Origin of the sequence: Enterobacter sp. V87_3 (assembly GCF_029967835.1) — a bacterium.
In the GTDB taxonomy this organism is placed as follows: Bacteria; Pseudomonadota; Gammaproteobacteria; order Enterobacterales; family Enterobacteriaceae; genus Enterobacter; species Enterobacter cancerogenus.
This window is the reverse complement of sequence record NZ_JASCAM010000035.1, coordinates 86,296-109,595: the sequence shown is the minus strand read 5'-3', so window position 1 is coordinate 109,595 and position 23,300 is coordinate 86,296. Positions and strand designations below refer to the sequence as shown.

The 23,300-nt window shown below is 56.9% G+C and carries 19 protein-coding genes; 11 read left to right on the top strand and 8 right to left on the bottom strand.

Annotated elements, in window-relative coordinates; genetic code table 11:
* Positions 1–96: 96 nt before the first annotated feature.
* Positions 97–2,748 (top strand): phosphoenolpyruvate carboxylase, encoded by a 2,652-nt coding sequence (gene ppc / locus QLG21_RS22075; RefSeq protein ID WP_101738491.1) that lies wholly within the window; start codon positions 97–99, stop codon positions 2,746–2,748.
* Positions 2,749–2,841: 93 nt separating this feature from the next.
* Here the strand turns inward: ppc and katG are convergent, their stop codons facing one another.
* The 4 genes from katG to metB form a co-directional block, all read right to left on the bottom strand.
* Positions 2,842–5,022: a catalase/peroxidase HPI gene (gene katG / locus QLG21_RS22070; RefSeq protein ID WP_282485221.1), complete on the bottom strand. Its 2,181-nt coding sequence runs from the start codon at positions 5,020–5,022 to the stop codon at positions 2,842–2,844.
* Between the two features lie 208 nt (positions 5,023–5,230).
* Positions 5,231–6,121: a methylenetetrahydrofolate reductase gene (gene metF / locus QLG21_RS22065; protein WP_006179187.1), complete on the bottom strand. Its 891-nt coding sequence runs from the start codon at positions 6,119–6,121 to the stop codon at positions 5,231–5,233.
* Positions 6,122–6,382: 261 nt separating this feature from the next.
* Complete coding sequence (locus tag QLG21_RS22060; RefSeq protein WP_006179186.1) at positions 6,383–8,815, bottom strand: bifunctional aspartate kinase/homoserine dehydrogenase II; 2,433 nt, start codon at positions 8,813–8,815, stop codon at positions 6,383–6,385.
* Positions 8,816–8,817: 2 nt separating this feature from the next.
* Positions 8,818–9,978 carry a cystathionine gamma-synthase gene (gene metB / locus QLG21_RS22055; RefSeq protein WP_058610678.1) on the bottom strand — a complete coding sequence of 387 codons (1,161 nt, stop codon included), beginning with the start codon at positions 9,976–9,978 and terminating at the stop codon, positions 8,818–8,820.
* Between the two features lie 275 nt (positions 9,979–10,253).
* Between metB and metJ the strand changes: the two genes are divergently transcribed.
* Entirely contained in the window at positions 10,254–10,571 is a 318-nt protein-coding gene (gene metJ, locus QLG21_RS22050) for a met regulon transcriptional regulator MetJ (RefSeq protein ID WP_006179183.1), read from the top strand.
* 48 nt (positions 10,572–10,619) lie between these two features.
* Here the strand turns inward: metJ and rpmE are convergent, their stop codons facing one another.
* Complete coding sequence (gene rpmE / locus QLG21_RS22045) at positions 10,620–10,832, bottom strand: 50S ribosomal protein L31 (RefSeq protein WP_003862040.1); 213 nt, start codon at positions 10,830–10,832, stop codon at positions 10,620–10,622.
* Between the two features lie 200 nt (positions 10,833–11,032).
* Here rpmE and priA point away from each other — a divergent pair, with 200 nt between their 5' ends.
* The 7 genes from priA (at position 11,033) to rraA (ending at position 19,007) form a co-directional block, all read left to right on the top strand.
* Positions 11,033–13,228: a primosomal protein N' gene (gene priA, locus QLG21_RS22040; protein ID WP_101738494.1), complete on the top strand. Its 2,196-nt coding sequence runs from the start codon at positions 11,033–11,035 to the stop codon at positions 13,226–13,228.
* 120 nt (positions 13,229–13,348) lie between these two features.
* The gene (cytR, locus tag QLG21_RS22035) at positions 13,349–14,374 is read left to right on the top strand and encodes a DNA-binding transcriptional regulator CytR (RefSeq protein ID WP_058610680.1); all 1,026 of its coding nucleotides are present in this window, start codon (positions 13,349–13,351) and stop codon (positions 14,372–14,374) included.
* Positions 14,375–14,466: 92 nt separating this feature from the next.
* The gene (gene ftsN / locus QLG21_RS22030; protein WP_042322677.1) at positions 14,467–15,474 is read left to right on the top strand and encodes a cell division protein FtsN; all 1,008 of its coding nucleotides are present in this window, start codon (positions 14,467–14,469) and stop codon (positions 15,472–15,474) included.
* Positions 15,475–15,568: 94 nt separating this feature from the next.
* Positions 15,569–16,099, top strand: coding sequence for an ATP-dependent protease subunit HslV (gene hslV / locus QLG21_RS22025; RefSeq protein ID WP_101738496.1), 531 nt, complete (start codon positions 15,569–15,571; stop codon positions 16,097–16,099).
* A 9-nt stretch (positions 16,100–16,108) separates the two neighbouring features.
* A complete protein-coding gene (gene hslU, locus QLG21_RS22020) occupies positions 16,109–17,440 on the top strand; it encodes an HslU--HslV peptidase ATPase subunit (RefSeq protein ID WP_006179178.1) in 1,332 nt (443 codons plus the stop codon).
* 68 nt (positions 17,441–17,508) lie between these two features.
* Positions 17,509–18,429 carry a 1,4-dihydroxy-2-naphthoate polyprenyltransferase gene (gene menA, locus QLG21_RS22015; RefSeq protein ID WP_006179177.1) on the top strand — a complete coding sequence of 307 codons (921 nt, stop codon included), beginning with the start codon at positions 17,509–17,511 and terminating at the stop codon, positions 18,427–18,429.
* Between the two features lie 92 nt (positions 18,430–18,521).
* A complete protein-coding gene (gene rraA / locus QLG21_RS22010; protein WP_006179176.1) occupies positions 18,522–19,007 on the top strand; it encodes a ribonuclease E activity regulator RraA in 486 nt (161 codons plus the stop codon).
* Positions 19,008–19,043: 36 nt separating this feature from the next.
* Here the strand turns inward: rraA and QLG21_RS22005 are convergent, their stop codons facing one another.
* The 3 genes from QLG21_RS22005 to zapB all read right to left on the bottom strand — a co-directional run bounded on the left by QLG21_RS22005 (position 19,044) and on the right by zapB (position 20,428).
* Positions 19,044–19,430 (bottom strand): hypothetical protein, encoded by a 387-nt coding sequence (locus QLG21_RS22005; RefSeq protein ID WP_282485220.1) that lies wholly within the window; start codon positions 19,428–19,430, stop codon positions 19,044–19,046.
* A complete protein-coding gene (locus tag QLG21_RS22000) occupies positions 19,427–20,095 on the bottom strand; it encodes a hypothetical protein (protein WP_282485219.1) in 669 nt (222 codons plus the stop codon). The genes QLG21_RS22005 and QLG21_RS22000 overlap by 4 nt, the downstream gene beginning before the upstream one ends.
* Before the next feature lie 93 nt (positions 20,096–20,188).
* Positions 20,189–20,428, bottom strand: a complete 240-nt coding sequence (zapB, locus tag QLG21_RS21995) for a septal ring assembly protein ZapB (RefSeq protein WP_006179174.1) — start codon at positions 20,426–20,428, stop codon at positions 20,189–20,191.
* Between the two features lie 398 nt (positions 20,429–20,826).
* On the opposite strand from zapB, the gene QLG21_RS21990 reads away from it, so the two are divergent.
* Both QLG21_RS21990 and glpK read left to right on the top strand, forming a co-directional pair.
* Complete coding sequence (locus QLG21_RS21990; RefSeq protein ID WP_006179173.1) at positions 20,827–21,672, top strand: MIP/aquaporin family protein; 846 nt, start codon at positions 20,827–20,829, stop codon at positions 21,670–21,672.
* A gap of 21 nt (positions 21,673–21,693) precedes the next feature.
* On the top strand, positions 21,694–23,202 hold the full coding sequence (gene glpK / locus QLG21_RS21985) for a glycerol kinase GlpK (RefSeq protein ID WP_006179172.1): 1,509 nt from the start codon (positions 21,694–21,696) through the stop codon (positions 23,200–23,202).
* Positions 23,203–23,300 lie beyond the last annotated feature (98 nt).

The window sequence follows — 23,300 nt, the reverse complement described above, 5'->3', positions numbered from 1 at the left end:
GGGGTTTTACGTGGCTTTATAAGAGGAGATGACAAAATAATGTCCACCCGATTTTCGACTGGGCATAAACAAAAATGATGGGGTGACTGGGTTTTTATGAACGAACAATATTCCGCGTTGCGTAGTAATGTCAGTATGCTCGGCAAAGTGCTGGGAGATACCATCAAAGACGCGTTAGGTGAGAACATTCTCGACCGCGTTGAAACCATCCGCAAGCTGTCCAAATCTTCCCGTGCAGGTAACGAGGCTCACCGTCAGGAGCTGCTCACGACCTTGCAGAATCTCTCCAACGATGAGCTGCTGCCTGTTGCACGCGCGTTCAGCCAGTTCCTGAATCTGGCCAACACCGCCGAGCAATATCACAGCATTTCGCCCAACGGCGAAGCGGCCAGCAACCCGGAAGTCATTGCCCGCACGCTTCGTAAACTGAAAGACCAGCCCGATCTCAACGAAGACATCATTAAAAAAGCGGTGGAGTCCCTTTCGCTTGAGCTGGTACTGACCGCTCACCCTACGGAAATCACCCGTCGTACGCTGATCCACAAAATGGTGGAAGTGAACAGCTGCCTTAAGCAGCTGGATAACAAAGACATTGCCGATTACGAGCGTAACCAGCTGATGCGCCGCCTGCGCCAGCTGATTGCCCAGTCCTGGCACACCGATGAAATTCGTAAGCACCGCCCAAGCCCGGTCGACGAAGCCAAATGGGGCTTTGCGGTGGTGGAAAACAGCCTGTGGGAAGGGGTACCGAACTACCTGCGCGAGCTGAACGAACAGCTTGAAGAGAACCTTGGCTACCGCCTGCCGGTCGACTTTGTCCCGGTGCGCTTCACCTCCTGGATGGGTGGTGACCGCGACGGCAACCCGAACGTCACGGCGGAAATTACCCGCCACGTGCTGCTGCTGAGCCGCTGGAAAGCCACGGATCTGTTCCTGAAGGATATTCAGGTACTCATCTCCGAGCTGTCGATGGTGGAAGCCACGCCGGAGCTGCGCGCGCTGGCTGGCGAAGAAGGCGCCAGTGAACCGTATCGTTATCTGATGAAAAAACTGCGCGGTCAGCTGATGGCCACTCAGGCCTGGCTGGAAGCGCGTCTCAAGGGCCAGCGCCTGCCTAAACCGGAAGGTCTGCTCAGCCAGAACGAGCAGCTCTGGGAGCCGCTGTACGCCTGTTACCAGTCGCTGCAGGCCTGTGGCATGGGCATCATCGCCAACGGCGAACTGCTCGACACCCTCAGGCGCGTAAAGTGCTTCGGCGTGCCGCTGGTGCGTATCGACGTGCGTCAGGAAAGCACCCGCCATACCGAAGCGCTGGGCGAACTGACCCGCTATCTCGGCATCGGCGACTATGAAAGCTGGTCAGAAGCCGACAAACAGGCGTTCCTGATCCGCGAACTGAACTCCAAGCGCCCGCTGCTGCCGCGCAGCTGGGAGCCAAGCAACGACACCCGCGAGGTGCTCAATACCTGTAAAGCGATCGTCGATGCGCCGAAAGGATCGGTGGCCGCCTACGTGATCTCAATGGCAAAAACCCCGTCCGACGTGCTGGGTGTTCACCTGCTGCTTAAAGAGGCCGGTATCGACTATGCCCTGCCGGTTGCACCGCTGTTTGAAACCCTCGATGACCTGAACAACGCCAACGACGTGATGACCCAGCTGCTGAACATCGACTGGTATCGCGGCTTCATCCAGGGCAAACAGATGGTGATGATTGGCTATTCCGACTCCGCAAAAGACGCGGGCGTGATGGCGGCGTCCTGGGCACAGTACCAGGCACAGGACGCGCTGATCAAAACCTGCGAGAAAGCGGGCATTGAGCTGACGCTGTTCCACGGTCGCGGTGGTTCAATCGGACGTGGCGGCGCCCCTGCGCACGCGGCGCTGCTCTCCCAGCCGCCGGGCAGCCTGAAAGGCGGCCTGCGCGTGACCGAACAGGGCGAGATGATCCGCTTCAAATACGGCCTGCCGGAAGTGACCATCAGCAGCCTGTCGCTCTACACCAGCGCGATTCTGGAAGCGAACCTGCTGCCACCGCCGGAGCCGAAAGCCTCCTGGTGCCACATCATGGACGAGCTGTCGGATACCTCCTGCGATCTGTACCGCGGCTACGTGCGTGAAAACAAAGATTTCGTGCCTTACTTCCGTTCCGCCACGCCTGAGCAGGAGCTGGGCAAGCTGCCGCTGGGATCGCGTCCGGCCAAACGTCGCCCGACCGGTGGCGTCGAGTCGCTGCGTGCCATTCCGTGGATCTTCGCCTGGACGCAAAACCGCCTGATGCTGCCAGCCTGGCTGGGCGCCGGTGCGGCGCTGCAGAAAGTGGTGGAAGACGGTAAGCAGAGCGAGCTGGAAAGCATGTGCCGCGACTGGCCGTTCTTCTCAACCCGTCTGGGCATGCTGGAGATGGTCTTCTCGAAAGCCGACCTGTGGCTGGCGGAATACTACGATCAGCGCCTGGTGAAACCAGAACTTTGGGCGCTGGGGAAAGAGCTGCGTGAGCTGCTGGAAGGCGACATCAAAGTGGTTCTGGATATCGCTAACGATTCGCACCTGATGGAAGATCTGCCGTGGATTGCCGAGTCTATCCAGCTGCGTAATGTCTACACCGACCCGCTGAACGTACTGCAGGCCGAACTGCTGCACCGTTCCCGTCTCGCCGAAGAGGAAGGTAAAGAGCCGGACCCTCGCGTCGAGCAGGCGCTGATGGTGACGATTGCAGGCGTTGCGGCAGGTATGCGTAACACGGGTTAATCGCGGTTCTAACACGGACGGCTTTCGCACGTTGCTTTCACACAATGACAAAAATCCCCGCCGAAGCGGGGATTTTTTTAACCGATGTACGGGTTACTTCACGTCAAAACGGTCCAAATCCATCACTCGTGCCCAGGCTGCCACGAAGTCGCGGACAAACTTCTCGCTGGCATCGTTGCTGGCGTAAACCTCGGCCAGCGCACGAAGCACGGCGTTCGAACCGAACACCAGGTCAGCGCGCGTCGCGGTGTACTTCACTTCACCGCTGGCACGATCGCTCCCGGCAAACAGCTCGTTCGACTCGTCGGTCGCCTTCCACTGGGTATTCATATCCAGCAGATTGACGAAGAAGTCATTGCTCAGCACGCCTTCGCGGTTGGTGAACACGCCGTTCTTGCTGCCATCAAAGTTCGCCCCCAGCACGCGCAGGCCGCCGATCAGTACGGTCAGTTCCGGTGCGGTCAACGTCAGCTGCTGGGCTTTATCAATCAGCAATGACTCGGTTGTGGACACATCCACCTGCGCACGGTAGTTACGGAAGCCATCGGCAATCGGCTCGAGCAGGTTAAACATCTCGATATCCGTCTGGTCCTGACGCGCATCCACACGGCCCGGCGTAAACGGCACGGTGACATAGACACCTGCGGCTTTCGCCGCCTGCTCAACGCCGACCACGCCCGCCAGCACGATGATATCCGCCAGCGACGCCTTGTTGGTGGTACGCTGAATGGCTTCCAGCGCCGGTAACGCACGCACGGCAGCGGCGTTAACATCCCAGTCGCGCTGAGGAGCCAGCGCCAGACGTGCGCCGTTGGCACCGCCACGCTTATCGCCACCGCGGAAGGTCGATGCAGACGCCCAGGCCACAGAGACCAGTTCGCTCACGGACAAGCCAGAGGCCACGATTTCCGCCTTCAGGCTTTCAATGTCTTCCGGGGTAGGATTGAACACCGGCTGCGGCAGCGGATCTTGCCAGATCAGATCTTCTTTCGGCACTTCCGGACCAATGTAACGCGATTTTGGTCCCATATCGCGGTGGGTCAGTTTGAACCACGCACGGGCGAAGGCTTCGTTGAAAGCCTGTGGATCGTTCAGGAAGCGACGCGAAATTTTTTCGAATTCCGGGTCGAAACGCAGCGTCAGGTCGGTGACCAGCATGGTTGGCTTACGTTTTTTCGACGGGTCGAATGGGTCCGGCATGATGTCCGGTGCATCCACGGCTTCAAACTGAATAGCGCCAGCCGGGCTGCGGGTCTGCACCCATTCGTATTTAAACAGGTTCTCGAAGAAGTAGTTGCTCCACTGGGTCGGTGTTTGTGACCAGATAACTTCCAGACCGGAGGTAATAGCGTCTGCGCCAATCCCGGTACCGTGCGTGCTGGTCCAGCCCAGGCCCTGCGCTTCAATCGGAGAGGCTTCCGGATCGGTCCCGACGTGCGTGGCTTCGCCCGCGCCGTGGGTTTTACCCAGGGTGTGACCACCGGCAATCAGTGCGACGGTCTCTTCGTCGTTCATGCCCATGTTACCGAACGTCGCGCGGATGGCAGCGGCGGCAGACAGCGGATCGCCGCTGGCATTTGGCCCTTCCGGGTTCACGTAAATCAGGCCCATTTCGGTGGCGGCCAGCGGACGTTTTGCCAGCGCTTCCGGATCGCGGTGTTTCAGCCAGGTCGTTTCATCGCCCCAGTTGACGTCTAAATCCGGTTCCCAGACGTCTTCACGACCTGCACCAAACCCGAAGGTGCGGAAGCCGGAGTTTTCCAGCGCCACGTTACCCGCGAGGATAAACAGGTCAGCCCAGGAGATTTTTTGTCCGTATTTTTGCTTAACAGGCCACAGTAAACGACGGGCTTTATCCAGGCTCACGTTATCAGGCCAGGAGTTCAGCGGCGCAAAGCGCTGTTGCCCGCGCCCTGCCCCTCCGCGTCCGTCAACGGAACGGTAAGTGCCCGCACCGTGCCAGGCCATACGAATAAACAGGCCCGCATAGCTGCCCCAGTCGGCAGGCCACCACGGTTGTGAGTCGGTCAATAGGGCTTTGAGATCGCCTTTCAGGGCGGAGTAGTCAAGCTTGCTGAATTCTTTGCGGTAGTCGAAGTCTTCACCCAAAGGGTTAGAACGGCTGGAATGCTGATTAAGAAGGTCAATGCGGAGTTGTTTAGGCCACCACTCTTTACTGCTGGTACCCGCCCCCGCGCTATGATCGACGCCACCCTGATGGAACGGGCATTTGCCGATCGAAGCCATTTTATTGGTCTCGTCTGACGTGCTCATCGTTGTACTCCCTTTGCTGTGTTACCGTTACGATATACGCCTTAATCGATAAGGTATAGTTGGGATAATCCACAGATTCGATAGTTAATTCCGTTTAATTTCCAGTAGAAAATATGTGACTATAGAGCGTCAAAACCAGCATCGTCGAAACAACAGAGAAATAAAACCCTTAGAAATCAAAAAACCCTCCGAAGAGGGCTTTTATTTGTTACAAACCGGGTCTGACGCCAAGGGTGTGACATATCGCATAGCTCATCTCCGCGCGGTTCAGCGTATAGAAGTGGAAATCTTTCACCCCTTCGCGGCTTAAAATCTTCACCATGTCCATCGCGATATTGGCCCCCACCAGCTTGCGGGTTTCCGGGTCATCGTCCAGCCCTTCGTACATTTTTGACATCCACAGCGGGATGCGCACGTTGGTCATGTCGGCAAATTTCTTCGCCTGTTTGAAGTTGGATACCGGCAGGATGCCTGGAATAATTTCAACGTCGATACCCGCAGAGACGCAGCGGTCGCGAAAGCGCAGATAGCTTTCCACGTCGAAGAAAAATTGCGTGATGGCGCGGTTAGCACCGGCCTCGACTTTGCGCCTCAGGTTAAGCAGATCCGCCTGGGCGCTTTTCGCCTCCGGATGAACTTCCGGGTAGGCGGCAACGGAAATATCAAAATCCGCCACGTCTTTCAGCAGCGCGACCAGGTCAGTAGCGTACATGTCCGGCTTACCGCTCCCCGGCGGCAAATCCCCGCGCAGCGCAACGATATGGCGAATGCCGTTGTTCCAGTAATCCTGGGCAATTGTCCGCAGTTCGTCAGGCGTAGCGTCGATGCAGGTCAGGTGCGGCGCAGCTTCCAGACCGGTACGATCTTTAATGCCTTTAATAATGCTGTGTGTACGGTCACGCTCACCGGAATTTGCGCCATAGGTGACGGAGACAAACTTCGGCTTCAGGCTGCTCAGGCGATCGATAGAGCTCCAGAGGGTTTGCTCCATTTCACTGGTGCGCGGCGGGAAAAATTCAAAAGAGACGTTAATCTGGCCATTTACTTCGGCCAGGCTCTGATTCAGGGCTTCCCGCTGGTTGGCGTGAAAAAAGCTCATACCTTACCTCATCAATCGCGTGTCGTTATGTGTTGTGTTGTGAACTTCTATACGTTTAGACGTCCAGATGTAAAAATGACGGAAAAGCGGAGTGGCGTCAACAGAAATAATCAACATTAACGGTGAGGAATGCTCAGGGGGAGTTGAGGGGAGTTCATGATGGGGTTTGGGCGTCCCCTAACCCCGGCGAGGGGGAAAACAGCACCGAGCCGTCCCCTCTCCCCTGTGGGGAGAGGGTTAGGGTGAGGGGTATCTTTGAAACTACAGCAGTTTAGCCAGACGGTTGATGTCCGACTGGATCGCCCCGGCGGTCACATCACGCCCTGCGCCCGGTCCACGGATCACCAGCGGGTTATCGCGGTACCAGCGGCTTTCGATGGCGAAGACGTTATCGCACGGCAGCAGCGCCGCCAGCGGGTGTTCAGGACGAACCGCCTCCACACCCACGCGCGCTTTGCCGTTCGCCTCGAAGCGTGCCACGTAGCGCAGCACTAGCCCCATCTCGTTTGCCGCTTCCAGACGTTGCACCATCTGCTCGTTCAGCTCGTCGCCATTTTCGAAGAAGTGATCGACCGACCCTTCCTCACAGCCAGAAGGCACCAGCGACTCGACGCGGACCGCATCCGGCTCGATGTCATAGCCCGCCTCGCGCGCCAGAATAACCAGCTTACGCATCACGTCTTTTCCGGCGAGGTCAACGCGCGGGTCAGGCTCGGTTAACCCCTGCTGCCACGCCTGATCCACCAGGTCGGTGAACGGCACGGTGCCGTCAAACTGCAGGAACAGCCACGAGAGCGTGCCGGAGAAGATGCCGCTGATCGCCAGGATACTGTCGCCGCTGTCAATCAGATCACGCACGGTGTGGTTGACCGGCAGACCCGCGCCGACCGTGGCGTTATACAGCCAGTGGCGACCCGTTTTCTCGAACGCATCGTGGATCTGGCGATACTTATCGGTGCTGCTCGCCCCAGCCAGTTTGTTGGCGCTGATGACGTGGAACCCGTGGCTGGCGAAATCCAGATACTGATCGGCAAGCTGTTCGCTGGCGGTCACGTCCAGCACTACCAGGTCGTCATACGGGTGCGCGCGCATCCACAAGAACAGCGACTCTTCGTCCTGTTCGACCGCTTCATCGTTAAAGAAAGCCAGCGCACGGCTGGCGTCCAGCCCGTCGTAGTTCAGCAGGCTGCGGCGACTGTCCACCACGCCTGCGAGAATAAATTCGAATCCGGTACGCGCCGAGAGCGTGACCTGCTCGCGCGCGAACAGCTCCAGCCAGCGTGAACCAATATTGCCTTTCCCGAACAGCACCAGGCCAATGCGTTTTTCCGCACGGAACAGCGAGGTATGCAGCCCCTGGATCAGGCTTTCGGTCGGCCCTTTACGCAGCACGGCCACCAGGCTGATGCCCTCTTCCGACTGCCAGGTAAATTCCACCGGCTGGCCCTTAAGTTGCTGCCAGAAACGGTGGCAATGCAGCGGGTTACGGGTGACGCCCGCCCCGACCATCGCCACCAGCGCCAGCCCCTGACGCAGACGAAGCTCGCCCGGCAGGCCCGCTTCATCCAGAATTTTCAGCGCGCTATCCGCCACTTCAGCGGTGTAGCAGAACTGCAGCAGCTGGCGGTCGTTATGCACGCCCACGGCCAGCGGACGAACCTGCGCACGCTTGAGGATCAGATCGATGTCCTTTTGCGCCAGTTTGAAATCCTGGCCCGCAGGCACCTGGAACTCAATCAGGCAGATGTCGTCATGGCTGGTGACAATACGCGCCCCGGTACCTGAGGCCAGCACGCGTTCAATGCGCGTAGAGCCTTGTTCAGGGGTATAGCTACAGCGCAGCTGCAGGTCGATATCGCTGCCGGACACCGGCTGCAGCGTACGGGCGTGCAGAACCGGCGCTGCCAGGCGTGCCAGTTCGCTGGCCTCGTCCAGACGCAGCAGCGGCAGCAGGCAGGCATCTTTCACCTTACGCGGGTCGGCGCTGTAAACACCGGCCACGTCGCTCCAGATGGTGACGCGGGATACGCCCGCCAGCGCGCCGATTTGCGTCGCTGAATAGTCAGAGCCGTTACGCCCCAGCAGCACGGTTTCGCCCGCGCTGCTGCGGCTGATAAAGCCTGTCACCACAATACGTTTGCCCGGATGCTGCACCAGCAGCTGTTGCAGCAGCGGATAAGATAACCCTTCGTCTACCTGCGGCTGCGCGGCACGCTCGGCACGCAGGAAATCACGCGCATCAAGCCAGGCCGCGTCCACGCCAAGGTGTTGCAGCACGGCGGCCATCAGGCGGGCGGACCACACTTCACCGTGCCCCACCACTTCGGCATACACTGCATCGGTAATGCCGCTGTCGAGCAGGGCGGCCAGACGTTCAAGGTCGTGCGTGAACGCGCTAATCAGCCCGTCCGCCACGTCCGCTGGCAGCAAACCGGCAATCAGCTCGCTCTGATAGCGGCGTAAAGACTGTTGAACCTGATGCGCAGAAAGGCGATCGGTCTGGCTCAGCTTAAGCCAGCTAATCAGCTGGTTGGTGGTGCTGCCCGCCGCGGAGACAACCATCATGTCGCCCGGCTGTGAATACTCGGTCATGATCCCTGCGACACGCAGGTAACACTTCACATCAGCAAGACTACTACCACCAAACTTGTGCAGTTGACGACCCTTCGCCCCTGCCTGCGCTATCACACTCATGATTACCCCTTGGCTGCGACCCGGAAGCCATTTTCCAGATCGGCAATTAAATCTTCAGAATCTTCAATACCGGTTGAGATACGCAGCAGCGTCTCAGAAATACCGGCGGCGGCACGGGCTTCCGGTGCCATACCTGCGTGCGTCATGGTCGCGGCGTGGGAGATCAAGCTTTCAACCCCACCTAAGGATTCCGCCAGCGTAAACAATGACAGCCCGCTCAGGAAGCGACGCAGCGTTTGCTCGTCGCCGTCCAGTTCAAAACTTAACATCGCGCCAAACCCTTTCTGCTGGCGCGCGGCAATCTCGTGGCCCTGATTTTCCGGCAGCGACGGGTGATACAGTTTCTTCACCAGCGGCTGTGTTTGCAGGAAATCCACGATCGCCTGGGCGTTACGCTGCGCCACCTCCATGCGTGGGGACAGCGTGCGAATGCCGCGTAACAGCAGGTAGCTGTCGAAGGCACCCGCGGTGACGCCAATATTATTGGCCCACCATGCCAGTTCAGTGACAACGTCGGGATCTTTTGCAATCACCACGCCCGCCACCACGTCAGAATGGCCGTTCAGATATTTAGTGCATGAATGCAATACCAGATCTGCACCCAGTGCCAGCGGGTTCTGAAGGGCCGGACTGAGGAACGTATTATCCACTACACTTATCGCTCCCGCATCCCTTGCGAGCTGACAAATTTTCGCAATATCGACAACGCGCAGCAATGGATTGCTTGGACTTTCCACCAGCACCAGCTTCGGCTGCTCTGCAAGCGCCTGTTTTAGCGCCTGTTCGTCGTTTTGATCGACAAACAGCACGCGGTAGCAGCCGCGTTTTGCCAGGCTGTCAAACAGACGATAGCTGCCGCCGTAGCAGTCGTGCGGCGCAACCAGAAGGTCGCCAGGTTTCAGGAAGACGGTGGTCACCAGGTGGATCGCCGACATGCCGGTATTGGTCAGTACCGCCCCTGCGCCACCTTCCAGCTCCGCCAGCGCACGCTGGGTAACATCACGCGTCGGGTTGCCGCGACGCGAGTAGTCATGCGCGCGGGGTTCATTAAATCCGGTGAAATTATACGTACTGGAGAGGTGAATAGGCGGGACAACACAGCCGTACTGCTCGTCATCATTCAATCCGCTACGCACTGCGATGGTGGCCTGTTTACGCGTCATGGTGAAGGCTTCCTGGCTAATTAGGTGAAAAGTCAGGCACCAGAGTAAACATTGAAAGTATGGACGTCAATACATCTGGACATCTAAACTTCTTTGCGTATAGATTGAGCAATGCGCAAATAGCCGTTAAAATTATATGCTTTAGTGCACGCTGCAGCGGCAATATCCGTGCCACGGTATCGTCTCTACGGTAAACTACACAAGATTCCGGTTCAGAACCGTCAGTTACGGTTTTGCACCTTTAGATTAATGACTGAGAGGATTAAAGGTATCTCATGGCTGAATGGAGCGGCGAATATATCAGCCCATACGCTGAGCACGGTAAGAAGAGTGAGCAAGTAAAGAAAATTACGGTTTCCATTCCTCTGAAAGTGTTGAAGATCCTCACCGATGAACGTACGCGTCGTCAGGTGAACAACCTGCGTCACGCGACGAACAGCGAGCTGCTGTGCGAAGCATTCCTGCACGCGTTTACCGGCCAACCGTTGCCAAACGACGACGATCTGCGCAAAGAGCGTAGTGATGAAATTCCGGAAGAGGCGAAGGTGATCATGCGTGAACTGGGTATCGACCCGGATACGTGGGAATACTGATTAGCGGATACAAAAAAGGCACCTTGCGGTGCCTTTTTTTCGGGAAACTTACTTAGCGCCCGGGATGCTGAAACGCTTGTTGAAGCGGTCAACACGGCCACCGGTTGCAACATCACGCTGCTTACCAGTGTAGAACGGGTGGCATTTGCCGCACACGTCCAGGTTCAGATCGTGGCCCACGGTAGAGCGGATCTGGATAGAGTTACCGCAAGAACAGTTTGCAGTAATCATTTCGTATTTCGGGTGAATATCTTTTTTCATGGGAGAACCTCAGTTAAGGCCGCGTCGCTCTTCCAGCCCTAACGCCAGACACCACGCGATGTTGAATGTAAGTTCTTTGGCGTAAAGTACACCAAAGGCGGCGAATCATACAGAATTTAACCAGCGTATGCAAACTGATCCGCACGCCGCTTTCTCTAATGTGTATACTAACGCGCCACTTTTCAAGTCAGGAAGATTCGATGCCCGTTGCTCACGTAGCCCTGCCCGTTCCGCTTCCCCGCACCTTTGACTATCTGCTGCCCGACAGCATGAGCGCCACAGCGGGCTGTCGCGTGACCGTGCCGTTTGGCAAACAGCAGCGCACAGGCATTGTGGTTTCCGTCAGTGAAAAAAGCGAGCTGCCGCTGAATGAGCTGAAATCAGTCATAGCGGTGCTGGACAACGAACCGGTTTACTCCACCAGCACCTGGCGACTGCTGCTGTGGGCGGCGGATTACTACCATCACCCGATTGGCGATGTCCTGTTTCATGCGCTGCCCATACTGCTGCGTCAGGGGAAAAACGCCTGCCACGCGCCGATGTGGTACTGGTTTGCCACCGAACAGGGCCAGGCCGTAGATATCAACAGTCTGAAGCGCTCGCAGAAACAGCAGCAGGCGCTGGCGGCGCTGCGCCAGGGGAAAATCTGGCGGCATCAGGTGAATGAACTTGAGGTCAGCGAAACCGCGCTGCAGGCACTGCGCAAGAAAGGACTGAGCGAACTTGGCAGCGAAGCGCCCGCGCAACAAGACTGGCGGGAGAGCTTTTCCGTTTCGGGCGATCGCCTGCGCCTCAACACCGAACAGGCGACTGCGGTGGGTGCAATCCACAGTGCATCGGATCATTTCTCCGCCTGGCTGCTGGCGGGCGTCACCGGTTCCGGCAAGACCGAAGTCTACCTGAGCGTACTGGAAAACGTGCTCGCGCAGGGCAAACAGGCGCTGGTGATGGTGCCGGAAATCGGCCTCACGCCGCAAACCATCGCCCGTTTTCGCGAGCGCTTTAATGCGCCGGTTGAGGTGCTTCACTCCGGTCTGAACGACAGTGAACGCCTCAGCGCCTGGCTGAAAGCCAAAAATGGCGAGGCGGCGATTGTCATCGGTACGCGTTCTTCTTTATTTACGCCGTTTAAAAATCTCGGCGTTATCGTGATCGACGAAGAGCACGACAGTTCCTATAAACAGCAGGAAGGCTGGCGCTACCACGCCCGTGACTTAGCGGTCTATCGCGCCCATAGCGAGCAGATCCCTATTATTCTGGGTTCCGCCACGCCTGCGCTCGAAACGCTGCATAACGTACGCCAGCGCAAATACCACATGCTGCGCCTGACGCGCCGCGCGGGCAATGCTCGCCCGGCCATCCAGCACGTGCTGGATTTGAAAGGTCAGCAGGTGCAGGCGGGGCTCGCCCCGGCGCTCATCACCCGCATGCGCCAGCATCTGCAGGCGGGCAACCAGGTGATCCTGTTCCTTAACCGCCGCGGATTTGCCCCTGCGCTGCTGTGTCACGACTGCGGCTGGATTGCCGAGTGTCCGCGCTGCGACCATTACTACACCTTCCACCAGGCCCAGCGTCATTTGCGCTGCCACCACTGCGACAGCCAGCGCCCGGTGCCGCGACAGTGCCCGTCGTGCGGCTCCACGCATATCGTGCCGGTCGGGCTGGGTACGGAACAGCTGGAACAGACGCTCGCCCCCTTCTTCCCTGACGTGCCTATCTCACGCATTGACCGGGACACCACCAGCCGGAAAGGGGCGCTGGAACAACAGCTGGCGGAAGTGCATCGCGGCGGTGCGCGTATCCTGATTGGCACCCAGATGCTGGCTAAAGGACACCACTTCCCGGACGTTACGCTGGTCGCCCTGCTGGATGTCGATGGCGCGCTCTTCTCCGCGGATTTCCGATCCGCGGAACGTTTCGCCCAGCTCTATACCCAGGTTGCCGGGCGTGCCGGACGTGCCGGGAAACAGGGGGAAGTGGTGCTGCAAACGCACCATCCTGAACATCCGCTGCTGCAAATCCTGCTGCATAAAGGCTACGATGCCTTTGCCGAGCAGGCGCTGGCTGAGCGCCAGACAATGCAGCTTCCGCCGTGGACCAGCCACGTCATCATCCGTGCAGAAGATCATAACAACCAGCAGGCGCCGCTTTTCCTCCAGCAGCTGCGAAATCTCCTGCAGGCCAGCCCTCTGGTGGATAATCAGCTGTGGATTTTAGGGCCTGTTCCGGCGCTGGCCGCCAAGCGTGGCGGGCGATTCCGCTGGCAGATTTTGCTGCAACATCCCTCCCGCATCCGCTTACAGCACATCGTGAGCGCTACGCTGGCGCTGATCAACACGCTGCCGGACGCGCGTAAAGTGAAGTGGGTTCTTGACGTCGATCCGATAGAAGGCTGAATACGGATCGAAAAAATCCAACATTCCTCACACTTTTCATGAAAATTCTGTAACCGATTCCATTAACAATCTGTAAAAATGGCAAGGTGAGAAGTTCGGTGTTCATGCGAGGAGAAGACGTTGAAGTCCAGGAAAGAGGTTGCCTCGGCGACCATGAAAGACGTTGCCGAGAAAGCGCAAGTTTCTACGGCAACCGTGTCCCGCGCATTAATGAACCCGGATAAAGTCTCCCAGGCGACCCGCCATCGGGTGGAGCAAGCGGCCCTGGAAGTCGGGTATTTCCCGCAGGCGATGGGCCGTAACGTGAAGCGTAACGAATCGCGCACTATCCTTGTGATTGTCCCGGACATCTGCGATCCCTTCTTCAGCGAGATTATCCGCGGTATTGAAGTCACGGCGGCGGAACAAGGCTACCTCGTTCTGATTGGCGACTGCGCCCATCAGAACCAGCAGGAAAAGACCTTCATCGACCTTATTATCACCAAGCAGATCGACGGCATGCTGCTGCTTGGCTCGCGCCTGCCGTTTGACGCCAGCATCGAAGAACAACGCAATTTACCGCCGATGGTGATGGCTAACGAGTTTGCGCCGGAACTTGAACTGCCGACCGTGCATATCGACAACCTCACCGCCGCCTTTAATGCCGTGAACTATCTTCAGGAGCTGGGGCATAAGCGCATCGGTTGTATCGCTGGCCCGGAAGAGATGCCGCTGTGCCATTATCGCCTGCAGGGTTATGTTCAGGCGCTGCGTCGCGCCGGTGCCGTCGTCGACCCGCACTATATTGCTCGTGGGGATTTCACCTATGAAGCGGGCGGGCAGGCGCTGGAGAAACTGCTGGCGCTGCCGGAGCCACCTACCGCTGTGTTCTGTCACAGCGACGTCATGGCGCTGGGGGCCTTGTCTTATGCCAAACGCCGTGGGCTGCGCGTGCCGAAAGACTTGTCGATTATCGGCTTCGATAACATTTCGCTTTCGGAATTTTGCGATCCACCGCTCTCAACCGTTGCACAACCCCGCTACCAGATTGGCCGTGAAGCGATGCTGCTTTTGCTGGATCAGCTGCATGGTCAAACAGTTAGCAGCGGCTCGCGACTGCTCGACTGCGAGCTAATTGTGCGCGGCTCTACCCAGGCATTGACTTAAAGTAAACCTCTTTAAGACTCACTGTCTGGTCAAAGCCCCGCCGCTTAAGTAACATGGCGGGCTGACGAACGAATAAATACAGCGAAACGATAGTGGCACAACGAGATTATGTACGTCGCGGCCAGCCGGCACCTTCGCGACGCAAAAAGAGTGGCTCAAGGAACAAGCAACGTAGCCTGCCTGCTGTCTCGCCAGCGATGGTCGCTATTGCTGCGGCTGTACTGGTCGCCTTTATTGGTGGCCTGTACTTTATCACGCACCATAAGAAAGAAGAGTCCGAGGCGCTTCAGGGCAACAAAGTGGTTGGCAATGGCTTACCGCCAAAACCTGAAGAACGCTGGCGTTACATTAAAGAGCTGGAAAGCCGCCAGCCGGGCGTGCGTGCGCCTACCGAACCGTCCGCCGGTGGCGAAGTGAAGAACGCCGATCAGCTCACGGATGAACAGCGTCAGCTCTTGGCCCAGATGCAGGCCGATATGCGCCAGCAGCCAACGCAGCTGAACGAAGTCCCGTGGAATGAACAAACGCCCGCTCAGCGTCAGCAAACGTTGCAGTTGCAGCGTCAGCGCCAGGCTCAGATCCAACAGCAGCAACAGCAGCAGCAGTGGGCGCAAACCCAGCCGGTACAGCAGCCTCGCTCGCAGCCGCGGGTGACGGAACAGCCTTATCAGCAGCCGCAGCAGCAAACGCGCACGGTACAAACGCAGCCTGCCCAGCAGCCAAAAGCGCAGCCGCAAAAGCAAGCCGCCCAGCCGTATCAGGATCTGCTGCAAACGCCGGCGCATACCACCGCGCAGCAGCCGAAAACGCAGCAGGCCGCACCGGTCACCAAAGAGACCGAGGCGCCGAAGCAAACGGCTGAGAAAAAAGATGAACGTCGCTGGATGGTGCAGTGTGGTTCGTTTAAAGGCGCAGAGCAGGCGGAAACCGTCCGTGCTCAGCTGGCGTTCGAAGGGTTTGATTCACGCATTACCACCAATAACGGCTGGAATCGCGTGGTGATTGGTCCGGTGAAAGGCAAAGAAAATGCCGATGGCACCATTTCCCGTCTGAAGGTCGCGGGCCACACAAACTGCATTCGACTCGCTTCCGGGGGTTGAAACCCCCAAAATCCCCCCCATCTATCATTCTATTCAGCCCTGAGCACAGGCTCAGGGCTTCTGTTTCCCGATTCTGTAACCAGGGGGTCTGCTCGTGACAACAATAGTAAGTGTACGCCGTAACGGCCAGGTGGTAATTGCCGGGGACGGCCAGGCCACGCTGGGTAATACCGTCATGAAAGGCAACGTGAAGAAAGTGCGTCGTCTCTATAACGACAAAGTGATCGCCGGTTTTGCAGGCGGCACTGCCGATGCCTTCACGCTGTTTGAACTGTTTGAACGCAAACTGGAAATGCACCAGGGTCATCTGGTGAAAGCCGCCGTTGAGCTGGCGAAAGACTGGCGTACCGACCGCATGCTGCGCAAGCTCGAAGCGCTGCTGGCCGTGGCCGACGAAAACGCCTCGCTGATCATCACCGGTAACGGTGACGTGATCCAGCCAGAAAACGACCTGATTGCCATCGGCTCTGGCGGCCCATACGCTCAGGCAGCTGCCCGCGCGCTGTTGGAAAATACCGACATGAACGCGCGCGATATCGCGGTGAAAGCGTTGGATATTGCAGGTGATATCTGCATCTATACCAACCACAATCACACCATCGAAGAATTGACCTCTAAAGCGTAAGGATCTCCCATGTCTGAAATGACCCCACGCGAAATTGTCAGCGAACTGAACAAACACATTATCGGCCAGGACAATGCCAAGCGTTCCGTGGCGATTGCCCTGCGTAACCGCTGGCGTCGCATGCAGCTTGATGAAGAGCTGCGCCATGAAGTGACCCCAAAAAACATTCTGATGATCGGCCCGACCGGCGTCGGTAAAACCGAAATCGCTCGTCGTCTGGCGAAACTGGCTAACGCGCCGTTCATCAAAGTTGAAGCCACCAAGTTCACCGAAGTGGGCTATGTGGGTAAAGAAGTGGACTCCATCATCCGCGATCTGACCGATTCGGCGATCAAGATGGTGCGCGTTCAGGCTATCGAGAAGAACCGCTATCGCGCCGAAGAGATGGCCGAAGAACGTATTCTCGACGTGCTGATCCCACCGGCCAAAAACAACTGGGGCCAGGCGGAACAGCAGGCTGAGCCGTCTGCGGCGCGTCAGGCGTTCCGGAAGAAGCTGCGCGAAGGCGAGCTGGACGACAAAGAGATTGAAATCGATCTCGCCGCTGCGCCAATGGGCGTTGAAATCATGGCCCCTCCTGGCATGGAAGAGATGACCAGCCAGCTGCAGTCCATGTTCCAGAACCTGGGTGGCCAGAAGCAGAAAGCGCGTAAGCTGAAAATCAAAGACGCGATGAAGCTGCTGATCGAAGAAGAAGCGGCGAAGCTGGTGAACCCGGAAGAGCTGAAGCAGGATGCTATCGACGCGGTTGAGCAGCACGGCATTGTGTTTATCGATGAAATCGACAAAATCTGTAAGCGCGGTGAATCCTCAGGCCCGGACGTTTCCCGTGAAGGCGTTCAGCGCGACCTGCTGCCGCTGGTTGAAGGCTGCACCGTCTCCACTAAACACGGCATGGTCAAAACCGACCACATCCTGTTTATCGCCTCTGGTGCGTTCCAGGTGGCCAAACCGTCTGACCTGATCCCGGAACTGCAGGGTCGTCTGCCGATCCGCGTTGAGCTGCAGGCGCTGACCACCGAAGATTTCGAGCGCATCCTGACCGAGCCAAACGCCTCTGTGACCGTACAGTACAAAGCGCTGATGGCAACCGAAGGCGTAAACATCGAGTTCACCGAGGATGGCATTAAACGCATCGCTCAGGCGGCATGGCAGGTTAACGAAACGACCGAGAACATCGGCGCGCGTCGTCTGCACACCGTACTGGAACGCCTGATGGAAGACATCTCTTATGATGCGAGCGACCTCAATGGCGAAAGCATTACCATCAACGCAGAATATGTGGGTAAACACCTGGATGCGTTAGTGGCAGATGAAGATCTGAGCCGTTTTATCCTATAATCGCGGTTATTGCATTTTCATCACTGTTGATGGGGGCTAATGCCCCCATTTTTATTGGCTAAATAACTATGACTGATATCAGCCGTACTCAGGCGTGGCTCGAAAGTTTACGCCCTAAAACCCTTCCTTTGGCCTTCGCCGCGATCGTCGTCGGTACTGCGCTTGCCTGGTGGCAAGGGCATTTCGATCCGTGGGTGGCGGGGCTGGCGTTGATTACCGCCGGTCTGCTGCAAATCCTCTCCAACCTCGCCAACGACTATGGCGACGCGGTAAAGGGCAGCGACAAGCCTGACCGCATCGGGCCACTGCGTGGGATGCAAAAAGGGGTGATCACCCAGGCGCAGATGAAACGGGCGCTGATTATCACCGTGGCGCTGATTTGCGTGTCCGGCCTGGCGCTGGTGACGGTAGCGTCTAAAACCACAAGCGATTTTATTGGCTTCCTGGTGCTGGGCCTGCTCGCCATTATCGCGGCCATTACCTATACCGTTGGTACGCGGCCCTACGGTTATATTGGTCTGGGTGATATTTCAGTCCTGGTCTTCTTCGGCTGGCTGAGCGTGATGGGGAGCTGGTACTTACAGACGCATACGCTGATCCCTGCCCTGTTCCTGCCGGCGACCGCCTGCGGCCTGCTGGCGACGGCGGTGCTCAACATCAACAACCTGCGCGATATCGACAGCGACCGCGTAAACGGTAAGAACACGCTCGCGGTGCGCCTCGGCCCGGTAAATGCACGCCGCTACCACGTCTGCCTGCTGATGGGGGCGCTGATTTGCCTGGCGCTGTTTAACCTGATTTCACTGCACAGCCTGTGGGGCTGGCTGTTTATACTCGCCGCACCGCTGCTGGTGAAACAGGCGCGCTTCGTGATGCGCGAACTTAGCCCGTCCGCCATGCCGCCGATGCTCGAACGCACGGTAAAAGGGGCGCTGTTAACTAACCTGCTGTTCGTCATCGGGATTGTCCTGAGCCAGACGCTGCGTTAACTGACAAATATCAATTAACAATTGATGATTTTGCCAACAACGCCTTTCGCACGATATACTGAACACATTCGCAGCAACTGAGCGTTAAACCTATGAAATACGATACCTCCGAGCTTTGTGACATCTACCAGGAAGATGTCAACGTCGTTGAACCGCTGTTCTCCAACTTTGGTGGACGGTCGTCGTTTGGCGGACAAATCATCACGGTGAAATGTTTCGAGGATAACGGGTTGCTGTACGATCTGCTCGAACAGAATGGCCGTGGCCGCGTTCTGCTGGTCGATGGCGGTGGCTCAGTGCGCCGCGCCCTGATCGACGCTGACCTTGCCCGTCTTGCCGCGCAAAACGAGTGGGAAGGGATTGTGGTCTACGGCTCCGTGCGCCAGGTGGACGATCTGGAAGACCTGGATATCGGCATCCAGGCTATCGCAGCCATTCCGGTGGGTGCAGCAGGTGACGGCATCGGCGAAAGCGACATCCGCGTGAATTTCGGCGGCGTGACCTTCTTCTCCGGCGACCATCTCTATGCCGACAATACCGGGATTATCCTTTCTGAGGATGCGCTGGATATTGAGTAACGATAAAGGCCATCGACAAAACGGATGGCCTTTTTTTTATTTATCCTCACCCGATTCATAATGGGTGACACGAAGTTCATACGTTCCCTTCCGCTCCTCGACAGCAATCCCCATCTGAACACGATGGTCGGGATAGCTATCAATATAAGCGTTGAGCTTTTCAGCTATCGACTGGATTTTATCCCCTTCAATATCCGTAAACGTAAGCGTACTGATCTGCAAGCCACTTCCCTCATCGGCGTGACGGGTGAAATACCAGTGCGATGCAACCCTGGGTGCCTGCCTGAGCGGTTCAGGTGTTAATAAATAATATTGAAGAAAATCACGTTGCGTGAATTCCTCATCCATGAAGGAACACGTCATCAAAAGACAATAAAGTATCGCCAGCGCAGAGAACGTTAAAATAAGGAAATATTTCTTCATATGCGCAATTCACGAATGATATTTGGATCGGCTACTGGCTCGATCAATGACATAAAAGCGGGCAGGCTCCCAGAGTAGGGTTGGTGTGTACAGCTTGTATCGGCTGGGTCAGGGAAAAGTAAAGGGAGCACGCTTTTATTCTTAAACTGTCCAACTGGACCATAATAATCCCAGATACGCCATGCCTGCTCTTTGGGGCATATATGAAGAAAAGAAGTGTAATCCGTGTAATCCACTGCCTGGCAAAAGCCGAACAGATTGGAAGCTAAATCCTCTGCACTGTATCCGCTGTCGGTTATGACGACATACGGCCAAAAGGCCTGTAATGACTCAAACTGATGTGAAGTACTCATAAAGATGGATAACGCGACCCCCTTTAATACCCTGTCACTCAGCCCTCTTCTCACTAAGAAGCGTCGGTATATACCTGTAGTAGACTGAGCCCCCCACCATTTTTTCGACATACTCTGATGGTAGGTCACTTCAAACCATTCATTATCTCCACCGCGCCGCATCGTCATTTGTTGCCATAAACGTTCGGCTCCAGCGGGATTGGCGTGCCCCAAATCGATCCATCCTAAATTTTCCGTATAAATGAGACCGTACTGAGATTCCCGGGTGATATATCTGTCAGTGTTATCAATAATATCGCTTCGTTTCGTCATCTCGCGTTCCGTGTGAGTTGTCGTATCAAGCGAGTCTATTTCGATGAAATAAAAAAGGCACGCATTTAGCGTGCCTTTTGTACGAATTCGGAATTACACTTCTTCCATACGTCCCAGAAGCGCCTGCAGACGATCCTGCCAGCCATTCTGCTGTTCGCGCAGCTGGTGGTTTTCACGCTCCAGTTCTTCGCGGCTGTGCTGAGCATTCTGAACTTCCTGTGACAGGGAGTTATTCTTCTCTTTCAGCTCTTCAATTTCCATCTGCAGCAGGGTGATGGTGTCGATCGCCTGCTGTACTTTCGATTCCAGTTTCTCAAACACTTCTAAAGACATGATGCTACCTCTCCTGAATTGCAAGGCGACGCTTTAACGTAAACGCGCACGACATAGCGTCGATTGTATGGAGCGCGACGCTCTCTGTCCAGCGACAGACCGCGCAGATCGCGCTTTGCAACACTTTTCAGCGTCATCCTGGTGCGTTCGCGGCATATACCCCTAAATTGTTAACTCTTTAGTTAATGAAATGATTCAGCTCTCATTCCTGTCGTGATGCAAAAACGCGCTTTATGGCGCGAAAACGCTCATTTTATTGACACAGACCACACATTTTGATTTCGATATTTCTCGTTTTTGCTCGTTAACGATAAATTAACACCGTGTCTACAGGGCACCATGGCTGTCACGGGCGGTCATGCTAACAAAAAACATTCAATTTCTTCAGGATTCCGATTATGAGTCAGACATCAACCTTAAAAGGCCAGTGCATTGCCGAGTTTCTGGGTACCGGGTTGTTGATATTCTTCGGAGTGGGCTGTGTCGCAGCACTGAAAGTGGCGGGTGCCAGTTTCGGTCAGTGGGAAATCAGCATCATCTGGGGTCTGGGCGTGGCGATGGCCATCTACCTGACCGCAGGGGTTTCCGGTGCACATCTTAACCCGGCGGTGACCATCGCGCTGTGGCTGTTCGCGTGCTTCGACGGACGCAAAGTCGTACCCTTTATCCTTTCTCAATTTGCCGGCGCGTTTTGCGCAGCGGCGTTAGTTTACGGGCTTTATTACAATCTTTTCAGCGACTTCGAACAAACGCATCATATGGTTCGCGGCAGTGTCGACAGCCTGGAACTGGCTGGCATCTTCTCCACCTATCCGAACCCGCATATCAATTTTGTGCAGGCGTTCGCAGTTGAAATGGTGATTACCGCTATTCTGATGGGCGTTATCATGGCGCTGGGCGATGACGGGAACGGTATCCCGCGCGGCCCGCTGGCGCCTCTGCTGATTGGCCTGCTGATCGCCGTCATCGGGGCATCTATGGGGCCTCTGACAGGCTTTGCGATGAACCCGGCGCGTGACCTGGGGCCGAAAACCTTCGCGTTCTTCGCGGGCTGGGGCGACGTTGCCTTCACCGGCGGCAAAGACATTCCTTACTTCCTGGTGCCGCTGTTCGGGCCAATCGTAGGGGCGGCGCTGGGCGCATTCGGCTATCGCAAATTAATTGGTCGCCACTTACCGTGCGACACCTGTGTGGAAGAGGAGAAAGAGACGACCTCCGCCACACAACAAAAAGCTTCGCTGTAAACTGACTACGGGACACAAACCATGACCGAAAAAAAATATATCGTTGCGCTCGACCAGGGCACCACCAGCTCCCGCGCTGTCGTAATGGATCATGACGCGAACATCGTCAGCGTGTCACAGCGCGAATTTGAACAAATTTATCCTCGTCCAGGCTGGGTAGAGCACGACCCAATGGAGATCTGGGCGTCACAAAGCTCTACTCTGGTCGAAGTGCTGGCGAAAGCCGACATCAGCTCCGACGAGATTGCCGCCATCGGCATCACCAACCAGCGTGAAACCACCGTTGTCTGGGAACGCGAAACCGGCAAACCGATTTACAACGCCATCGTCTGGCAGTGCCGCCGCACCTCGGAAATTTGCGAAAAGCTGAAACGCGACGGCATGGAAGAGTACATCCGTAGCGCCACCGGGCTGGTCATTGACCCGTACTTCTCCGGCACCAAGGTGAAGTGGATCCTCGACCACGTCGAAGGCTCACGCGAGCGCGCAAAACGCGGCGAGCTGCTGTTCGGCACCGTCGATACCTGGCTTATCTGGAAGATGACCCAGGGACGCGTGCACGTCACCGACTACACCAACGCCTCGCGCACCATGCTGTTCAACATCAACACCCTCGAGTGGGATGACAAGATGCTGGACGCGCTGGATATCCCACGCGCCATGCTGCCACAGGTACGCAAGTCCTCCGAAGTGTACGGCCAGACCAACATCGGCGGTAAAGGCGGCACGCGTATCCCTATCGCCGGTATCGCTGGCGATCAGCAGGCGGCGCTGTTCGGCCAGCTGTGTGTTAAGGAAGGGATGGCGAAGAACACCTACGGCACCGGCTGCTTTATGCTGATGAACACCGGCGAGAAGGCGGTGAAATCAGAGAACGGCCTGCTGACGACTATCGCCTGCGGCCCACGCGGCGAAGTGAACTACGCTCTGGAAGGCGCAGTATTCATGGCAGGCGCGTCTATTCAGTGGCTGCGCGACGAGATGAAGCTCATCAGCGACGCGTTTGACTCCGAATATTTCGCCACCAAGGTGAAAGACACCAACGGCGTATACGTGGTGCCTGCCTTCACCGGCCTTGGCGCTCCCTACTGGGACCCGTATGCGCGCGGTGCTATTTTCGGCCTGACGCGCGGCGTGAACTCAAACCACATCATCCGCGCGACGCTGGAGTCCATTGCCTACCAGACGCGCGATGTGCTGGAAGCGATGCAGGCCGACTCCGGCATTCGTCTTCACGCCCTGCGCGTGGACGGCGGCGCGGTCGCCAACAACTTCCTGATGCAGTTCCAGTCCGACATTCTGGGCACCCGCGTGGAGCGTCCTGAAGTGCGCGAAGTTACGGCGCTTGGCGCGGCGTACCTCGCCGGTCTGGCGGTCGGTTTCTGGCAGAACCTGGACGAACTGCAGGAGAAAGCGGTCATCGAACGCGAATTCCGCCCGGGTATCGAAACCACCGAGCGCAACTACCGCTACAGCGGCTGGAAGAAAGCGGTGAAGCGCGCTCTGGCGTGGGAAGAGCACGACGAGTAATCATCTATTCCCTCTCCCATGGGGAGAGGGTCAGGGTGAGGGGCCCAGACCGCACCGGTCCCGCACCCCACCCCACTCTGTGATAAACTTCGTGCAAT